Genomic DNA, 14,244 nt, shown 5'->3' with positions numbered 1-14,244 from the left:
ACCAGAAGACTCCCGCGAATCCCGGACCCGCTCGCTCACCACCGCGACGGCCAGAACGTTCGCCTGCGAACACTCACGAGCGTCTCCGAGTGAGCGACCCGGCCCTGCGCCGGACCGCCCTACTTCGGGGTGTACGTCAGAACGATGATCCCGGAGCCGAACCGCGTGGTGTTGGACAGGGTGAGGTGGGTGACGTCCAGCCCGTCGAGGATTCGTTGCCCCGTGCCGGCGACAACGGGGAACAGCCACAGGTGGAACTCGTCGACCAATCCGTGCTCGATCAGGGTTCGGTCGAGTTCGCCGGTGCCGAACTTCAGCAGGTTGCCGGGGGTCTCCAGCTTCAGCGCGGCGACCGCCTCGCCGACGTCGCCCTCCAGGATCGTGCTGTTCCAGGTGGCCTCGCGCAGCGTCCTGGACGCCACGTACTTCGGCATCGCGTTGATGCGGTCGCTGTACTCGTCACCGCTGCGGCTGGGCCACGCCTCCGCGAAGCCCTCGTACGTCTCCCGGCCCAGCAGCAGCGCGTCGGCGTCGGCGAGCAGTCGCTGCGAGTAGGCGTTGTGCTCCTCGTCCCAGTACGGCACCCCCCACACCTCGGGCGAGGAGATGACCCCGTCGATCGTCACGAACGTCGATTCGATGAGCCTTCCCATGGTGTCCTCCGCCAGACCGTCGAGGTGCCTTCGTCGTTGTGCCCATACAGTGCCGGTGGGCGCTTACGACAGCCCTCTGATCCTCTTACGGCGCTCCGGCGGCCCGGGCACTAGGGGGCGAATGCACGAGCTCGAGTGGGGTCACCGAACGGTCCACCACGTCGGTCAGGAACGCTTCGTAACTCCCGGCGACCGTCCGAAGCCGTTGACCGCCCACACCGTCACCTGGCAGGTCCCGATCAGCGGCCAGTCGTAGTAGATCCGGCTTCGGTCGCCGCCGGTCGGTCGAGGTTGTCCTGGCGGTAGGACACCGCAGTCGGAGTTGGCGGTGATCAGGTAATCCGCCACCGCGACCGACGTGTCCGCCGGTGGCGCCCAGTCGACCAGGGTCCCGAGACGCCACGGGATCAGAACCGTCTTTCGCACCGTCAGCGCGGTGGGCGGGTCCGGCGCCCTGGTCGTGACCGCGGTGAGGGTTGAGGGGAAACCTGCGGCCCGCAACTGCCGGGTCGGAAGCACCGTGCGCCCCTGGCCGTCGGATACCACGACCAGAAGGCCGTACTGGCCGTTGGATCCGCCGGGCAGCCGGACCGTGCTTTCGTACCAGCCGTCCCTCGCGGTGCCCGAGACCCGTTGGTTGGCCTGCGACTGGTAGGTGTAGCCGAGGGTGGTTTCGTCGAGCCCGCCGGTCAGACCGATCGGCACGACCTCCGCATACACTCGAGTGAGGTCGGCACGATGGCCAAGGGCATGTACACGGACGACGACGTCCCGGCCGCCGGTGGTGGTGTCGAATGTGGTGCCCGATAGTTCCACGGCGGTGATCTCCGGCGCCGCGTCGGCAGCGTCGCCGGTGACCTGCACGACCGCCGGTGTGGTGGCCGGACCGGGCAGGCTGCCGACCTTTTCCAAGTTCTGCCACCACTGGGTGCTGCTGCCTTCGCACGCTTCGATGGCCCAGATCTCCGTGACGCCGTAGCTGCCCGGCGCGGTACCGGCCGGGATCGTCCAGATGCCGGTGTACCGGCCGTCGGTTGGGGATGGGTTGAGCCGCACCTCGCCGGTCCCGGGGACCTGCGCGCGCAGGCACGGTTTCGCGGGTCCGGTAGCGGTCGCCGTGATCGTCACCGATCCGCCGGCCCGGCCGTCGATCGTCTGGGGGCTCAGGTCGATCGCGGTGACGCACCCGGCGGCGGGGTAGTAGTTCGGCGCCAGGTAGTTGCTCGCGTACCTGCCACACGGCGGCAACGGTCCGGCGTCGGCCGCGGCAGCGGGCTCGGCACCGACCAGCAGGCTCGCGCCGACCAATGCTGCCGCCAACAGGGCGGCCGTTCGACGCAACAGCATCCGAGGCACCTCTCAGAATGGCAGCGGAGTCCCGAAGACCGTAGAACTCGCCATCGACCGATGGCAACGGATGCGTTCACTGGATCGCCACAGCACTCACCCGCGCGACAAGTCCCCCATGCGCATCACCGCACGCGCGGCGGGGGTTGCGGCCGGAGTCGGGGGGAACCCTCGCAGTGAACGACGACGTTTCTCTGGAGGGCGCATGGCCAGGCAACGCATTCTGCTTCTCGTGCTCGCCGGAGGTGCCGGGGGACGATTGGAGTTGTTGACCGACCACCGGGCCAAGCCCGCCGTTCCCTTCGGCGGTTCGTACCGGCTGATCGATATGCCGCTCTCCAACGCCCACCATGCGGGTATCGGTGACGTCTGGGTGATCGAGCAGTTCCACCCGGCCTCGCTCGCTGACCACCTCGCGAACGGCCGACCGTGGGATCTGGACCGTACCCACGGCGGCCTGCTGACCCTGCACCCGCATCTGGGCACCGAACGGGAGGGGTGGCACCAGGGCACCGCCGACGCGCTCTGGCGGCAGGCGCCGTTGATCCGCGAGTTCGACCCCGACCACCTCGTCGTGGTGAGCGCGGACGCCGTCTACGCGCTGGATTACGCCACCGTCGTGGACGCGCACGCCGAAGGCGGCGGGGACGTCACGATGGTGACCACCCGACGGCCGATCGAGGAAGCCGGCCGGTACGGCGTCGTCGAGGTCGGATCCGGAAACCGGATCACCGACTACGCCTACAAGCCGGAGAAGCCCTCGACCGACGTGATCGCCAGCGAGGTCTTCGTGTTCCGGCCGTCTGCTCTCCTGGACCTGCTGGGAAAGCTGGCGGCGGACGAGACCGAAGAAGGCCTCCGCGACCTCGGGCACGAGGTGCTTCCCCGCCTGGTCGCCGACGGCGGAGCCCGCGATTACCGCCTCGACGGCTACTGGCGGGACGTCGGAACGGTTCCGGCCTACCTGGAGTCGCATTTGGAGTTGCTCGAGGACGAACCGGCGATGCGGATGGACGATCCCGCCTGGCCGATATTGACCCGCGGCGGACGGCACGCTCCGGCCCGACTGATTCGCGGCGCCGAGGTCGCCGACTCGTTGCTCGCGCCCGGATGCGAGGTCGCAGGTCAGGTCGAGCGATCCGTCCTCTCGCCCGGCGTCGTGGTGGAGCCGGGCGCGTCGGTGACAGGCTCGGTGCTGCTGCACGACGTCGTGATCCGACGCGGTGCGCGGGTGCACGGCGCGGTCGTCGACACCGGGGCTGAGATCGGGGTTGGCGCCACCCTCGGCGCGCCGCCCGGCGACCGCGACGCCGAGAACGAGTCCGCGGACACCGTGGTGCTGGTCGGCGCCGGGGCTCGGGTGGCTGACGGCGCCTCGGTCGCAGTCGGCGCCCGTGTCCCGAACGAGTCCGCGTAGCGAGGCGTGGTCGCCGGACCGGCGGCCTGGCGGATGATGGGCCGGTGACACCGTCGTTCCCTTCACCGACCGATCCGGCCGCCGACCGGTCCGAGGTCTTCCTGCGCTACCTGGACTACTTCCGCGAGACGGTGGTGGCGAAGGCGGCGGCGCTTCCCGACGCCGACCAGCGCGCCAGCCGCCTCCCGACCGGATGGACGCCGCTGGAGCTGCTCAAGCACCTGCGCTACATGGAACGCCGATGGATCGAGTGGGGGTTCGCCGGCCGGCCCGTGGCCGATCCCTGGGGTGACCAGCGGGACGGTCGATGGCACGTCGAGCCGTCCGAGACCCTCGCGAGCCTCATCGCCGAGTTGCGTGCTCAAGGCGTCCGGACCCGCGCCGCGGTCGCGGGCGCCGACCTCTCCGCGGTCGGCGCCCCGGGGCCGCGCTGGGAGGGCGCACCCCCGGCGACGCTGGAGCGGGTGCTCTTCCACGTGCTCCAGGAGTACGCCCGCCACCTGGGTCACCTGGACGTCGCCGCCGAGTTGGCCGGCGGCCCGACCGGCGAGTGAACTGTCCGGCAGTCCCCCGGCCACGTCCGCTGCGCGCCATGGCGGCCTGGTTCGGCGCGGCCCGCCGCTCTCAGACCGCCGCGAACGCCCGGACCGGAGCGGTGCCGGTGTGGGCGAGCCGCAGGGGCGCGGCGGTGAATCGTGCGCCGTGGGGCGGCAGCCGGCCGAGGCCGGTCAGGTGTTCGACGATCGGGATGTCTGCACCGAGCAGGATCGTGCGCGCCGGTCGAGCTGGGTCGTCGGCGTGGTCGAGGCCGATCGCGTCGATGCCGACGACGGCGGCGGCGTGGTCGGCGAGCCACTGCGCCCCGGCCGCCGTGAGGTAGGGGGCGTCTTCGGCGTAGGCGGGCGTCCCGAAGTGGTGGTCGGCGTCGGTGTGCAGCAAGACGGCCTTGCCGGCGACGTCGAACGGAGCGAGCGCGCCGACGTCGACAGCCCGGGTGGCCGCGCCTGTGGTCCGGACGACGACGGCCGGCAGATCGGCGATCCGGCGCAGCGGGAGAGTGCTGAGATCGTGTTCGTGGGTGTCGCGGAACGGAGTGTCGAGGCAGGTAGTCGGCATCCCCGGCTCGGTGACGTGGCTGAGGTCGATCAGCCGGCGCGGCCGGTCGGATGATGTATCGGGCACCGCGGACGGACCGCCGCGGGTGCCCTTGTGGGCCTCGGGAAAGACGCGGAGGGCGCTGAGCTCGACGTGTTCGCTCATCAACAGGCCCAGCGAGGCGACGAACAGTGTCGCGACGTCGGCCGCGGAGACGTCCGCGGTAGGCACGTCGACGCGGAACCCCGCGACCTCCAAGTGTCCGCCGTTGGAGAACTCGACACGCGCGTCGAACTCCGCGCGGAACTGCTGTGCACTCATCGCGCCATCATCGCGGACCGTCGATGTCAGCGGTATTTACGATCTCTGACGCCTACGTACAGTCCGACTGCACTCGCCGAGCAAGGTCCCCGGCGCAACCCGAGCGACCAGCACCGGCTGAGACAACTGGTGTCGGCCCCTACGATGGGGCGCAGTGCTGGTTCGTCCCGTCCTCCAGGCGGGCGTCGTAAGAGGGAACCCGGTGAGAATCCGGGGCTGCCCCGCAGCGGTGAGTGGGAACGACCGCCGTCATGAAGCACTGGGAGCACGAGCTCCTGGGAAGCGACGGTCAGTAGGCACGAGTAGTAGGCCCACGAGTCCGAAGACCTGCCCGCACCGTGCACGCGACCGCGTGCGCCGCCGACGACCCCGAGGGAGGGTCAGGGCGGAGGCCGGCAGTTGCCTGTTGCTGCCCGCGCCTTCCCCTGTCCGTTCCTTCGGTCCATCGGATCTTCGAGGGAAGGACACCATGAGCACGACTTTCGGACGAAGCACCGTCCTCGGTTACCCCCGGATCGGTCCGCGCCGCGAACTCAAGCGGGCCGTTGAGGACTACTGGGCCGGCCGGATCGGCGAGGCTGACCTGCACGCCACCGCCGCCGAACTACGCGAAGGCGTCTGGCGCACGCTGCGTGACGCCGGTCTGGACGCGATTCCGTCCAACACGTTCTCCTACTACGACCAGGTGCTCGATACCGCGGTCGCGGTCGACGCCGTGCCGGAGCGGTTCCGCCACCTCGGTCTGTCCGCACTCGACACGTACTTCGCGATGGCCCGCGGTGTGGATGCCGAACCGGCGCTGGAGCTGACCAAATGGTTCGCGACGAACTACCACTACCTGGTACCGGAGATCGGCCCGGACACCGTCTTGGCGGCCAACCCGGCCAAGGCTCTCGGTGAGCTGGCCGAGGCTACCGAGCTGGGGATCACGACCCGGCCGGTGCTGGTCGGCCCGGCCACGTTCCTGCTGCTGGCGAAGGCCACTGACGGTTCCCCGGAGGGCTTCCGTCCCTTCGACCGGCTCGAGGACCTCGTGGAGGTCTACACCGAGATCCTCGGCGCGCTCGCCGACGCGGGTGCGGAGTGGGTGCAGCTGGACGAGCCGGCGTTCGTCGCCGACCGCACCCCGGCCGAGATCGACGCGCTGCGCGCGGCCTACACACGCCTCGTGGCGGTGGAGCGGCGCCCGCGGATCTTCGTCGCTTCGTACTTCGGTGCGCTTGACGACGCGCTGCCGGCGCTGCTGGACGCCCGCGTCGATGCGCTGGGGCTCGATCTGGTGGCCGGCTCCCGAGATCTGGACAGGCTGGCTGGTCGTGGCACGGTGAGCGGCACGACGATCGTCGCCGGGCTGGTCGACGGGCACAACATCTGGCGCACCGACCTCGGCGCGGCCTCGGCGATCTACGCCACCCTCAGTGGCCTGGCCGACGACGTCGCGGTCTCCACCTCGTGTTCGCTGCTGCACGTCCCGGTCGATCTCACCGCCGAGACCGACCTCGACCCGGCGCTGGTCGAGCGCCTGGCGTTCGCGCGGCAGAAGGTGGACGAGGTCGTCGCGCTCAGCCGTGTCTTGACCGACGGAGTCGGCGCACTACCCTCCGCGCTGCCCCCGATGCCGGACGCCTGGCGGGACCAGACGGTGCACGCCCGTCTGGACGCGATGCGGCCCGAGCACTCGCGGCGGGGCGCCTACACCGACCGGGCGGCGGCCCAGCAGGAGCGTCTGCAACTGCCGCCCCTGCCGACGACGACGATCGGATCGTTCCCGCAGACCGACGCGCTCCGGCACGCCCGCGCCGAGGTCCGCGCCGGACGGCTCGACGCCGCCGGCTACGACGAGCGGATGCGCGCCGAGATCGCCGACGTCATCGCGCTGCAGGAGCGCCTGGGCTTGGACGTGCTGGTGCACGGTGAGCCGGAGCGCAACGACATGGTGCAGTACTTCGGCGAGCAACTCGGCGGCTTCGCCGCCACCGTCAACGGTTGGGTCCAGTCCTACGGCTCCCGCTGCGTCCGGCCGCCCATCATCTACGGCGACGTGACGCGACCCGCGGCGATGACCGTGGCGTGGTCCACCTACGCGCAGTCGCTGACGTCGAAGCCGGTCAAGGGCATGCTCACCGGCCCGGTGACGATCCTCGCCTGGTCGTTCGTCCGGGTCGATCAGCCGCTCGCGGACACCGCGAACCAGGTCGCGCTGGCGCTGCGCGACGAGTGCCGCGACTTGGAGGCGGCCGGGATCCGGATCATCCAGGTCGACGAGCCGGCGCTGCGAGAGACACTGCCGCTGCGCAGGGCCGACCAGAAGGCCTACCTGGACTGGGCGGTCGGATCGTTCCGGCTGGCCACCAGCGGTGTCGCGGACTCCACCCAGATCCACACCCACCTCTGCTACTCCGAATTCGGTGAGGTGCTGCCCGCGATCGACGCCCTGGACGCCGACGTGACCAGCATCGAAGCATCCCGGTCGAAGATGGAGATCCTCGACGACCTGGCCGCCGCCGGATACAGCCGGGGCATCGGCCCCGGCGTGTGGGACATCCACTCCCCCCGCGTACCCGCACAGGACGAGGTGACCGACGCCCTGCGCAGCGCCGTCTCGGTCGTCCCGGCCGAGCGGCTGTGGGTCAACCCCGACTGCGGCCTGAAGACCCGCGGCTACGCCGAGGTCGAAGCCTCCCTCGAGCACCTGGTGGCCGCCGCCGCGGAGGTTCGCGGCAGCTGACGCCGGCAAGCCGGAATGAATGCGCGCTGGGCTCGTCAGGGCGAGCCCAGCGCGACACCGTTCGCGGCGAGCCTTTTCGTCGCACACCCGTTAGCCGCCGTCGGGGCTGGCGCGAGCATCGCCGGCCGACGCTCGTCTGGGATGAACGGATGGCGAAGGGCGCTATCGTCGGCGCATTCCGCTCCGCTGCCCTCGTCGCGTTCTCCGCGGCCAGCTACCTCTGGACGGTGGTCTTCTGATGGATGGCGTTCTCCCCCGGCGCCGCTGGCTCGCGCTCATGATCGGCTGGGCTGTGCTCTCGGTCGTCGCCGTTGCGGTCACCGTCGTGACGTGGATCGACGGGGGTGGCCCCTGGTGGATCGCGGCCATCTTCACGGCGATTGCCGCGGTCGCATGCATCAATGCCGTCAAGTGGTGGCGGCTGCCGCACGACTAGCAGCGCACCTGGCGGATGACCTCGTTGACGGCCCGGGCGACCAATGCAGGATCGCCCGCTGGTAGGTGAGTGCCTCGACGGGCTCCTGCATCTCGTAGACGGTCCCGGCCCAGTCACTGCCGTGAAGTCGCGGACGCCGCCGGCAATCCGTCAACCAAGCCGAGGGCCGCCGCTAGCACCTGCCAGTCACCTGGCTCGTCGGCGAACACCACGATCGAGGGATGTTTCGCCAGCACATGATGAGGTGGATGTCGCGGTCGGTCACGCGACGCGTCGGGACGGCCGGTCGGTCTGGCCGAGCTCGGCATGCAGGGAGCTGTGGTCCGGCGGGTTCGCGAGAGCTTCGCGGACGTCCCGGCGCAGCTGGTCGTGACCCACAGGCGCAGCGGCCGCAGCGAGCAGCGCGGCCGACTCATCGCTGATCTCCGGCTGTGGCTGCGTCATGTCGAGGGTAACTGCCGGAACGGTCGTCGCGCGCGCGGAGTACGACATCCCTGATCCCCGTAGCGACGAACATCGGGTCACCACCTGCTGGCGCCGATGACCTGCGTTGGGCGCTGCCACGAGCCGGCCGCCGAACGCATTGTTCCCGGCGTACCCCGGAGTGAGCAGGATCCGCATCGGTAGCCCGCGCCCGTCGACGGCGACGTGGATCTCGCTGATCAGCCCACCGCGCGGGCGGCGGAGATCGTGGCCATGTTCTGCTCGCCCCAGTCGCCGAGTGGCCGCAGCGCGAGGTCGAGGTGGACTCCCCGGTCGGTGAGCCGGTAGACGACCTTGGGCGGTACCTGGGTGAAGATCTCCCGCTCGACGACGCCGTCCCGTTCGAGCTCGCGGAGCTGCTGGACGAGCACTTTCTCCGAGATTCCCGGGAGTTCGCGCCGCAGCTCGCTGGTGCGGCGCGGCTGCTCGCTGAGCGCCCAGAGGATCAGCGGCTTCCACTTGCCGCCCACCACGGCGACGGCGGCGTCGAGGCCGCAGAGGAACTGTGCCATGCGCTCCACACTAACCTCCTGGTTGGTATGGCACCGAAAAGTACGTACTTGCTCTGTCCGGCTGTACGCCTAGGTTCGTCGATATGACCTCCTCTGTGTACTCAGCGGCCGTCGTCGGCCTGGGACCGATGGGCGCGGCGATCGCGCGGGCGTTCCTCGGGGCCGGTGTCGACACGACGGTCTGGAACCGGACCCGCGCGAAGGCCGAGGCGCTGGCCGCACGCGGTGCCCGGGTGGCCGCTGACCTTCCGGCTGCTGTCGGTCAGGCGGACGTCGTCGTCACGGTCTTGCGCGACCACGCGGCCACGCGGAGGTTCCTGGAGACGGTCCCGTCCGACCTGCGGGCCGGGCGCGCGTTCGTGGTGCTGGCCTCCGCGACCCCCGCTGAAGCGCGCCGGACCCAGGAGTGGGCCACGGAGCGGGGTTTCGCCCTGCTGCAGGGCGCGATCATGGTGCCCGAGCCGCTGATCGGCACCGACGACGCGCTGGTCCTCTACAGCGGCGAGCAGCGGCTGCTCGACCGATGGCGGCCGGTGCTGGAGGTCGCGGCGCCGCGCTCGGTCTTCCTCGGGCCGGACCCGGGCTCGGCGGCCCTGCACGACACGGCGATGGCTCAGGTGTTCTTCGCCGCGATGACGGCGTTCCTGCACTCCGCGGCGATGGCCACCGCGCAAGGGCTGACGGCGACGGAGTTCCTGCCCTGGGCCCGGGAGAGCCTGGCGCTTCTGCCGGACGCGTTCGCCCAATTGGCCGCGGACGTGGATGCGGGCACGTACGACGGCGCCGAGGACAACCTGCTGATGGAGCTGTCCGGGCTGGAGCACATCCACGCGACGAGCGTGGAGGCGGGCGTCGATCTGCGGCTGCCCGCGCTCCTGCGTGACCTGGCGCGCCGGGCGGTCGACGCCGGTCACGGCGCCGATTCGTGGTCGCGTGTGGTGGAGGTGCTCCGCGCGGGCTCCCCCACGGTCTGACTCCGGGCGCGGAACGACCGGGTCGTCGCGCTCATCGCCGATCTCGTGATCGCGAGCTGACATCGTCTCCCGAGAGGTCCGCGGCCTCCTCGGTGACCAGCTCACCCAGGGCCATTGCGGCGGACAAGCGGACGCCGGGCGGCGGCAGCGCGAGGCAGACCCGGCGGCGCGGTAGGTCGTCGGCGACCGAGCGCAGCACCACGTCCGACCGCACCGCGGCGGTCGCTAGGCGCGGTATCAGCGTGACGCCGAGACCGGCGGCGACGTAGCCGAGCTTCGCCGCCCAACTCGGGGCGTCGATATCGGACCGAGGCACGAACCCGGCCCGTTCGCAGGCCGCGGCGAGCATGGTCTCGGACCCGATCCCGTGCCGGGCGGCTTCGATCCACGACTCGGACGCAAGGTCGCGCAGCCGGAGGTTCGGAGCGGTGGCCAGCGGATGGTCGTAGGCGAGCGCGACCAGCATCGGATCCTCGCCGAGCTCGCGCAGCTCCAGCCCGGTGGCGTCCAGCGTCCCGGTCGGATAGTCGCTGACCACCGCAGCGTCCAGAGTGCCCGCGCGAAGCCCGTCGAGCAGCGCCGGGCTCAGAGCCTCCCGCACAGTGGTGTGCACGCCACCGCGTGCAGCCCGGAACCGGGCGAGCGCGTGCGGGAGCAGGGCCGCGTTGGCGGTGGCGAAAGCGCCGATCCGCAGCCGGCCGCCGACACCGTCGCGCAGCGCGCGGAGGTCCTCGGCGGCCGCGTCGAGGCGAGCGATCAGGTCTCGGGCGTGGCCGTGGAGGGCACGACCGGCCTCGGTCGCCCGCACGCCGCGGGCCTGCCGCGTGAACAGCGCGCCGCCGCTGATCCGTTCGAGAGCGGCGATCCGCCGGGACACCCCGGACTGGGTGTAGTGCAGCCCCGCCGCGGCCGCGGTGAACGAACCGGCGTCGACGACCGCGCAGAACACCCGGAGATCCTCGAGTTCCAGTCATGCATTTCCGGCATGGGTTTGATCCAACTCCGTCGCTGGTGGCATGGCTAGTGCGCTTCTAGCGTCGTCCGCATGATCGAGACTTCGAACCCACCGGGAGTTCCGTCGTTCCGCAGCGCTTGGTATTCGCACGTCAGCCGGGTGCCGACCGGGGCCGGAGCGTTGCTCTTCGTCTCGGGTCAGGTTGCGCTCGACGACGAAGGCGCGCTGATCGGTGCCGGGGACGTCGCCGCGCAGACCGAGCCGGTCTTCCAGCTACTCGGCACGATCCTCACCAGCCAAAACGCGTCCTTCGACGACGTCGTGCACATTCGGAGCTACCTGACCGATCTCGCCGGCCTGCCGGCCTACGGCGCGGTCCGGGCCCGCTACTTCACCGGTACGCCGCCGACCAGCACCACCGTCGAGGTGCCACGGCTGGCGTGGCCGGACGCGCTGCTCGAGGTGGAACTGGTCGCCGCGGTGGCCAACTGATGCGACTCGGGCTGTTCGGCATCAACCTGCACGCCGCCGCCGTGGACCCCACGGTCGCGGTCGCCGTGGCGGTGGCGGCCGAGAACGCGGGATGGGAGAGCGTCTGGACCGGCGAACACTACGTCGTTCCGGATCCGCCGCTGCCCGGATCGCCGATCGAGCCCGACCTCGCGGTCCTCGATCCGTTCCTGACACTCGGTCTGGTGGCCGGTGCGACCAGGACACTTCGACTGGGCACCGGCGTCACCGTCGTGCCGGTGCATCCGGCCGCGCTACTGGCCAAGCACGCTGCCTCCCTCGACCGGATCAGCGGCGGCCGGTTCCTGTTCGGCGTCGGGGTCGGCTACCTCGAGCCGGAGTTCCGGGCGTTGGGCGTCCCGCTGGCCGACCGGGGATCGCGCACGGACGTGGCGCTCGACGTCCTGGCCACACTGTGGGCGGGCGGCGCGACTCGGATCAACGGCGCCGACGTGCGAGCCGAGCCGGGCCCGCTACGCCCCGGCGGTCCGCCGCTGCACGTCGGCGGTGAGTCGTCGGCGGCCCTGCGCCGGGCGGTGCGGCGGGGCGACGGCTGGTACGGCTGGCAGATGTCGCCCGACGCTGCCGCCGCCGCGGTGCAGGCCCTGGCGGCTCTGAGCCACGAGCGGACGGCGCCGCTGGAGATCTCGGTGACCCCGGACGCCGGTCGCCGCCTGGATCCGCCGACCGTAGCGGCGTACGCGGCCGCCGGCGTCGATCGGCTCATCGTGGTGCCGCCGCGGCGGACCTGGTGGGACGCGGACGCGTTGACCGACTTCGCCGAACAGACCCCGGCCCGCCTACTTTCCTAGGCAGCCGCGCCACGTGCCGTTGACAAGGTAGTTGGGGGTGCCTGGGGCCTGCGCTGCGGAGAGTGCTGGGATGAGCTGTCGGGTGGAGGTAGTCGCGGCGTCAGTCCGGTCGTCCGGGGTGTGCGAGCTCTACAGCTACCTGTTGCGGAAGACGACTCCGGTGCCGGCGCATACCGGGTGGATCAGGATCCAGGCGTACGACCCGGCGGACCCCTGGACCGCCGACCGCTGGCCTGGCGACGACGACGACGACGACGACGACGACGAACACGGCTATCACCTGCCGCCGCCACCGCGCGAAGGCGGTGAACACTTCGCCAAGCCTTTGGACCCTGCCCCGTCGACGCTGCCGTCCGAGCAGCGCCCGGAAGCCTGTCTGCGCTGGTTGCAGCCAGGGTTGGTGCGTCTCGCGGAGGTGCGTGGGGTCTCGCCTACCGGGTTCGAGGAGACGTTCGGTCCGTGTCTCGCTGAAGGTTGCCTGCTGCGCTGGGAAGGACCCGGGCGGAGCAGCCAGAACCGGCGCCTGCGCGCGACGCCGACGTGCGCGACCTCGACGAACCTCCAGAGACACGAAAAAGGGCTTCCGCTGGCCGTATGACCTGCGGAAACCCTTGCCGTTGTCGGGCTGACAGGATTTGAACCTGCGACCCCTTGACCCCCAGTCAAGTGCGCTACCAAGCTGCGCCACAGCCCGATGCCACCACGCCACACCGAAGGCGTCCGTGTTGACGGAGTAACCCTACCGCACGCGGACGATCGCCCGAGAGCCTCCCGCCCGGTGACCGGCCCCACAACCGTCAAAGCCACCCGTTGCGCCTCAGTTGCACCAGCGGGTGCGAGACGGTTGCTAATTCAGCCAAACCATGGCCGAACCCCGAGACCGGCCCGACAGTAGCAATGTCCCCCCTCGCGACGACCCGGGAGCTCCGCGATGACCATCCCCCTGCCCGCCGGCACCCAGTTGATCCTGACCGGTCCGGCCCAGGCCGTGGAGTTACTGACTCTGGCCGCGGCACAGGTGGGCGACCAGGAGCAGATCCCGGTCCTGGTGATGGGCTCCGACGCTCCACCGCAGCGCGGCATGATCAGCGTCCCCACGCCGTTCGGCGTCATGCGCACGATCGCCGCGCTCGACGCCGAGCAGGGCGTCGTCACGCTCAAGATGGCGAAGATCCCGCCCGCGTGGCAGCGCCGCGATGCCCACCGGATGCCGCTGGCCGTCCCGCTGCGCGGCACCACCGTGTCACTCCCGGCGCTGGCCGGCGCCGGTGCGCCGAGCTCCAACCGGCCGGTCCGCTTCAACGGGACGACCCTCGACGTCTCCCCCGGCGGCCTGTCCGCCAGCCTCACCGTCGAGTCCGACGGGCTCCGGCTGCCGCCGGGCATCCGCGACGTGTTCCTGGAGATCGATCCGTTCAGCGACCACCCGGTCGCCGCGACGCTGCGCGTGGTCGACATCCGCTCCGACCGGCTCCGCGGCGAGTTCGAGTACCTCCAGCCGGGCGACTGGCTGCACCTGGCCAAACTCGCGCGCGAAGCCGCCGAACTCCCGCCGCTCGACTGACGACGGCACCGGTCAGCGCAGTTCCCGGTCCAGCGCGTCCAGCACCTTCTGCACCATGTCGCTGTCACCGGGCTCCAGCGGCCCGTGCATCTCCACCGACGACCAGGGCGAGGCGACTCCCACGTTGCCTCGCATCTGGTCGTCCCAGGCTGGCCCGTCACACAGTGCCCACCAGCGGAAATCCTCGAGTGTCCCGAGCGTCTCCGCACGCCGCTTCGCGGCTTCGTCGCTGCGCACCCAGGTGTCGCCGAACCTGTCCCGCCACGCGGTGTTGTTCGCCGGCTCGTCCACGGCCCGATTCCCTTCTGCTCGTGCGGGTCCCCGCCCGCCGTTGTCGTCCGGTCCCGGTAGGTGGACGCTGCCCGTCGGCGGCCGTGCGCGGCACATCGAAAAGGTTCAGCGATCCGCTTACCAGCATCAGGCGTCGGACGCCCGGC

At 70.9% G+C, this 14,244-nt stretch carries 16 protein-coding genes, 1 tRNA gene and 1 riboswitch; of the genes, 9 read left to right on the top strand and 8 right to left on the bottom strand.

Annotation, left to right across the window (positions count from 1 at the left end; all coding sequences use genetic code 11):
• Positions 1-119: 119 nt before the first annotated feature.
• Entirely contained in the window at positions 120-653 is a 534-nt protein-coding gene (locus ABEB28_RS35825; RefSeq protein WP_345732718.1) for a dihydrofolate reductase family protein, read from the bottom strand.
• A gap of 165 nt (positions 654-818) precedes the next feature.
• Complete coding sequence (locus ABEB28_RS35820) at positions 819-2,000, bottom strand: hypothetical protein (protein ID WP_345732717.1); 1,182 nt, start codon at positions 1,998-2,000, stop codon at positions 819-821.
• Positions 2,001-2,205: 205 nt separating this feature from the next.
• Between ABEB28_RS35820 and ABEB28_RS35815 the strand changes: the two genes are divergently transcribed.
• Both ABEB28_RS35815 and ABEB28_RS35810 read left to right on the top strand, forming a co-directional pair.
• Positions 2,206-3,417, top strand: coding sequence for a glucose-1-phosphate adenylyltransferase family protein (locus tag ABEB28_RS35815; RefSeq protein WP_345732716.1), 1,212 nt, complete (start codon positions 2,206-2,208; stop codon positions 3,415-3,417).
• Positions 3,418-3,461: 44 nt separating this feature from the next.
• Positions 3,462-3,971: a mycothiol transferase gene (locus ABEB28_RS35810; RefSeq protein ID WP_345732715.1), complete on the top strand. Its 510-nt coding sequence runs from the start codon at positions 3,462-3,464 to the stop codon at positions 3,969-3,971.
• A gap of 70 nt (positions 3,972-4,041) precedes the next feature.
• On the opposite strand, the gene ABEB28_RS35805 is transcribed toward ABEB28_RS35810, so the two are convergent.
• On the bottom strand, positions 4,042-4,833 hold the full coding sequence (locus tag ABEB28_RS35805) for a cyclase family protein (RefSeq protein WP_345732714.1): 792 nt from the start codon (positions 4,831-4,833) through the stop codon (positions 4,042-4,044).
• A gap of 141 nt (positions 4,834-4,974) precedes the next feature.
• A riboswitch (cobalamin riboswitch) is annotated at positions 4,975-5,182 on the top strand.
• A gap of 120 nt (positions 5,183-5,302) precedes the next feature.
• Between ABEB28_RS35805 and metE the strand changes: the two genes are divergently transcribed.
• Together metE and ABEB28_RS35795 are read left to right on the top strand one after the other, a co-directional pair.
• Entirely contained in the window at positions 5,303-7,561 is a 2,259-nt protein-coding gene (gene metE, locus ABEB28_RS35800) for a 5-methyltetrahydropteroyltriglutamate--homocysteine S-methyltransferase (protein WP_345732713.1), read from the top strand.
• A gap of 238 nt (positions 7,562-7,799) precedes the next feature.
• Complete coding sequence (locus ABEB28_RS35795; RefSeq protein WP_345732712.1) at positions 7,800-7,997, top strand: hypothetical protein; 198 nt, start codon at positions 7,800-7,802, stop codon at positions 7,995-7,997.
• Between the two features lie 261 nt (positions 7,998-8,258).
• Here the strand turns inward: ABEB28_RS35795 and ABEB28_RS35790 are convergent, their stop codons facing one another.
• Both ABEB28_RS35790 and ABEB28_RS35780 read right to left on the bottom strand, forming a co-directional pair.
• Complete coding sequence (locus ABEB28_RS35790) at positions 8,259-8,441, bottom strand: hypothetical protein (protein WP_345732723.1); 183 nt, start codon at positions 8,439-8,441, stop codon at positions 8,259-8,261.
• Positions 8,442-8,659: 218 nt separating this feature from the next.
• Positions 8,660-8,992 (bottom strand): winged helix-turn-helix transcriptional regulator, encoded by a 333-nt coding sequence (locus ABEB28_RS35780; RefSeq protein ID WP_345732711.1) that lies wholly within the window; start codon positions 8,990-8,992, stop codon positions 8,660-8,662.
• 83 nt (positions 8,993-9,075) lie between these two features.
• On the opposite strand from ABEB28_RS35780, the gene ABEB28_RS35775 reads away from it, so the two are divergent.
• The gene (locus ABEB28_RS35775) at positions 9,076-9,966 is read left to right on the top strand and encodes an NAD(P)-dependent oxidoreductase (protein ID WP_345732710.1); all 891 of its coding nucleotides are present in this window, start codon (positions 9,076-9,078) and stop codon (positions 9,964-9,966) included.
• Between the two features lie 31 nt (positions 9,967-9,997).
• On the opposite strand, the gene ABEB28_RS35770 is transcribed toward ABEB28_RS35775, so the two are convergent.
• On the bottom strand, positions 9,998-10,936 hold the full coding sequence (locus ABEB28_RS35770; RefSeq protein ID WP_345732722.1) for a LysR family transcriptional regulator: 939 nt from the start codon (positions 10,934-10,936) through the stop codon (positions 9,998-10,000).
• A gap of 75 nt (positions 10,937-11,011) precedes the next feature.
• Between ABEB28_RS35770 and ABEB28_RS35765 the strand changes: the two genes are divergently transcribed.
• The 3 genes from ABEB28_RS35765 to ABEB28_RS35755 all read left to right on the top strand — a co-directional run bounded on the left by ABEB28_RS35765 (position 11,012) and on the right by ABEB28_RS35755 (position 12,841).
• A complete protein-coding gene (locus tag ABEB28_RS35765) occupies positions 11,012-11,413 on the top strand; it encodes a RidA family protein (RefSeq protein ID WP_345732709.1) in 402 nt (133 codons plus the stop codon).
• Positions 11,413-12,243, top strand: a complete 831-nt coding sequence (locus ABEB28_RS35760; RefSeq protein WP_345732708.1) for a TIGR03619 family F420-dependent LLM class oxidoreductase — start codon at positions 11,413-11,415, stop codon at positions 12,241-12,243. Before ABEB28_RS35765 ends, ABEB28_RS35760 begins: the two co-directional genes overlap by 1 nt.
• A 70-nt stretch (positions 12,244-12,313) precedes the next feature.
• Entirely contained in the window at positions 12,314-12,841 is a 528-nt protein-coding gene (locus ABEB28_RS35755; protein ID WP_345732707.1) for a hypothetical protein, read from the top strand.
• Positions 12,842-12,863: 22 nt separating this feature from the next.
• Here the strand turns inward: ABEB28_RS35755 and ABEB28_RS35750 are convergent.
• Positions 12,864-12,937: transfer RNA gene (locus ABEB28_RS35750), tRNA-Pro, on the bottom strand.
• Between the two features lie 237 nt (positions 12,938-13,174).
• On the opposite strand from ABEB28_RS35750, the gene ABEB28_RS35745 reads away from it, so the two are divergent.
• Positions 13,175-13,807 carry a PilZ domain-containing protein gene (locus ABEB28_RS35745; protein ID WP_345732706.1) on the top strand — a complete coding sequence of 211 codons (633 nt, stop codon included), beginning with the start codon at positions 13,175-13,177 and terminating at the stop codon, positions 13,805-13,807.
• A gap of 12 nt (positions 13,808-13,819) precedes the next feature.
• On the opposite strand, the gene ABEB28_RS35740 is transcribed toward ABEB28_RS35745, so the two are convergent.
• A complete protein-coding gene (locus ABEB28_RS35740) occupies positions 13,820-14,098 on the bottom strand; it encodes a hypothetical protein (protein WP_345732705.1) in 279 nt (92 codons plus the stop codon).
• Positions 14,099-14,244: the final 146 nt, after the last annotated feature.

Source organism: Cryptosporangium minutisporangium (genome assembly GCF_039536245.1).
Lineage (GTDB): Bacteria > Actinomycetota > Actinomycetes > Mycobacteriales > Cryptosporangiaceae > Cryptosporangium > Cryptosporangium minutisporangium.
This window is presented reverse-complemented; position numbering and strand designations above follow the sequence as displayed.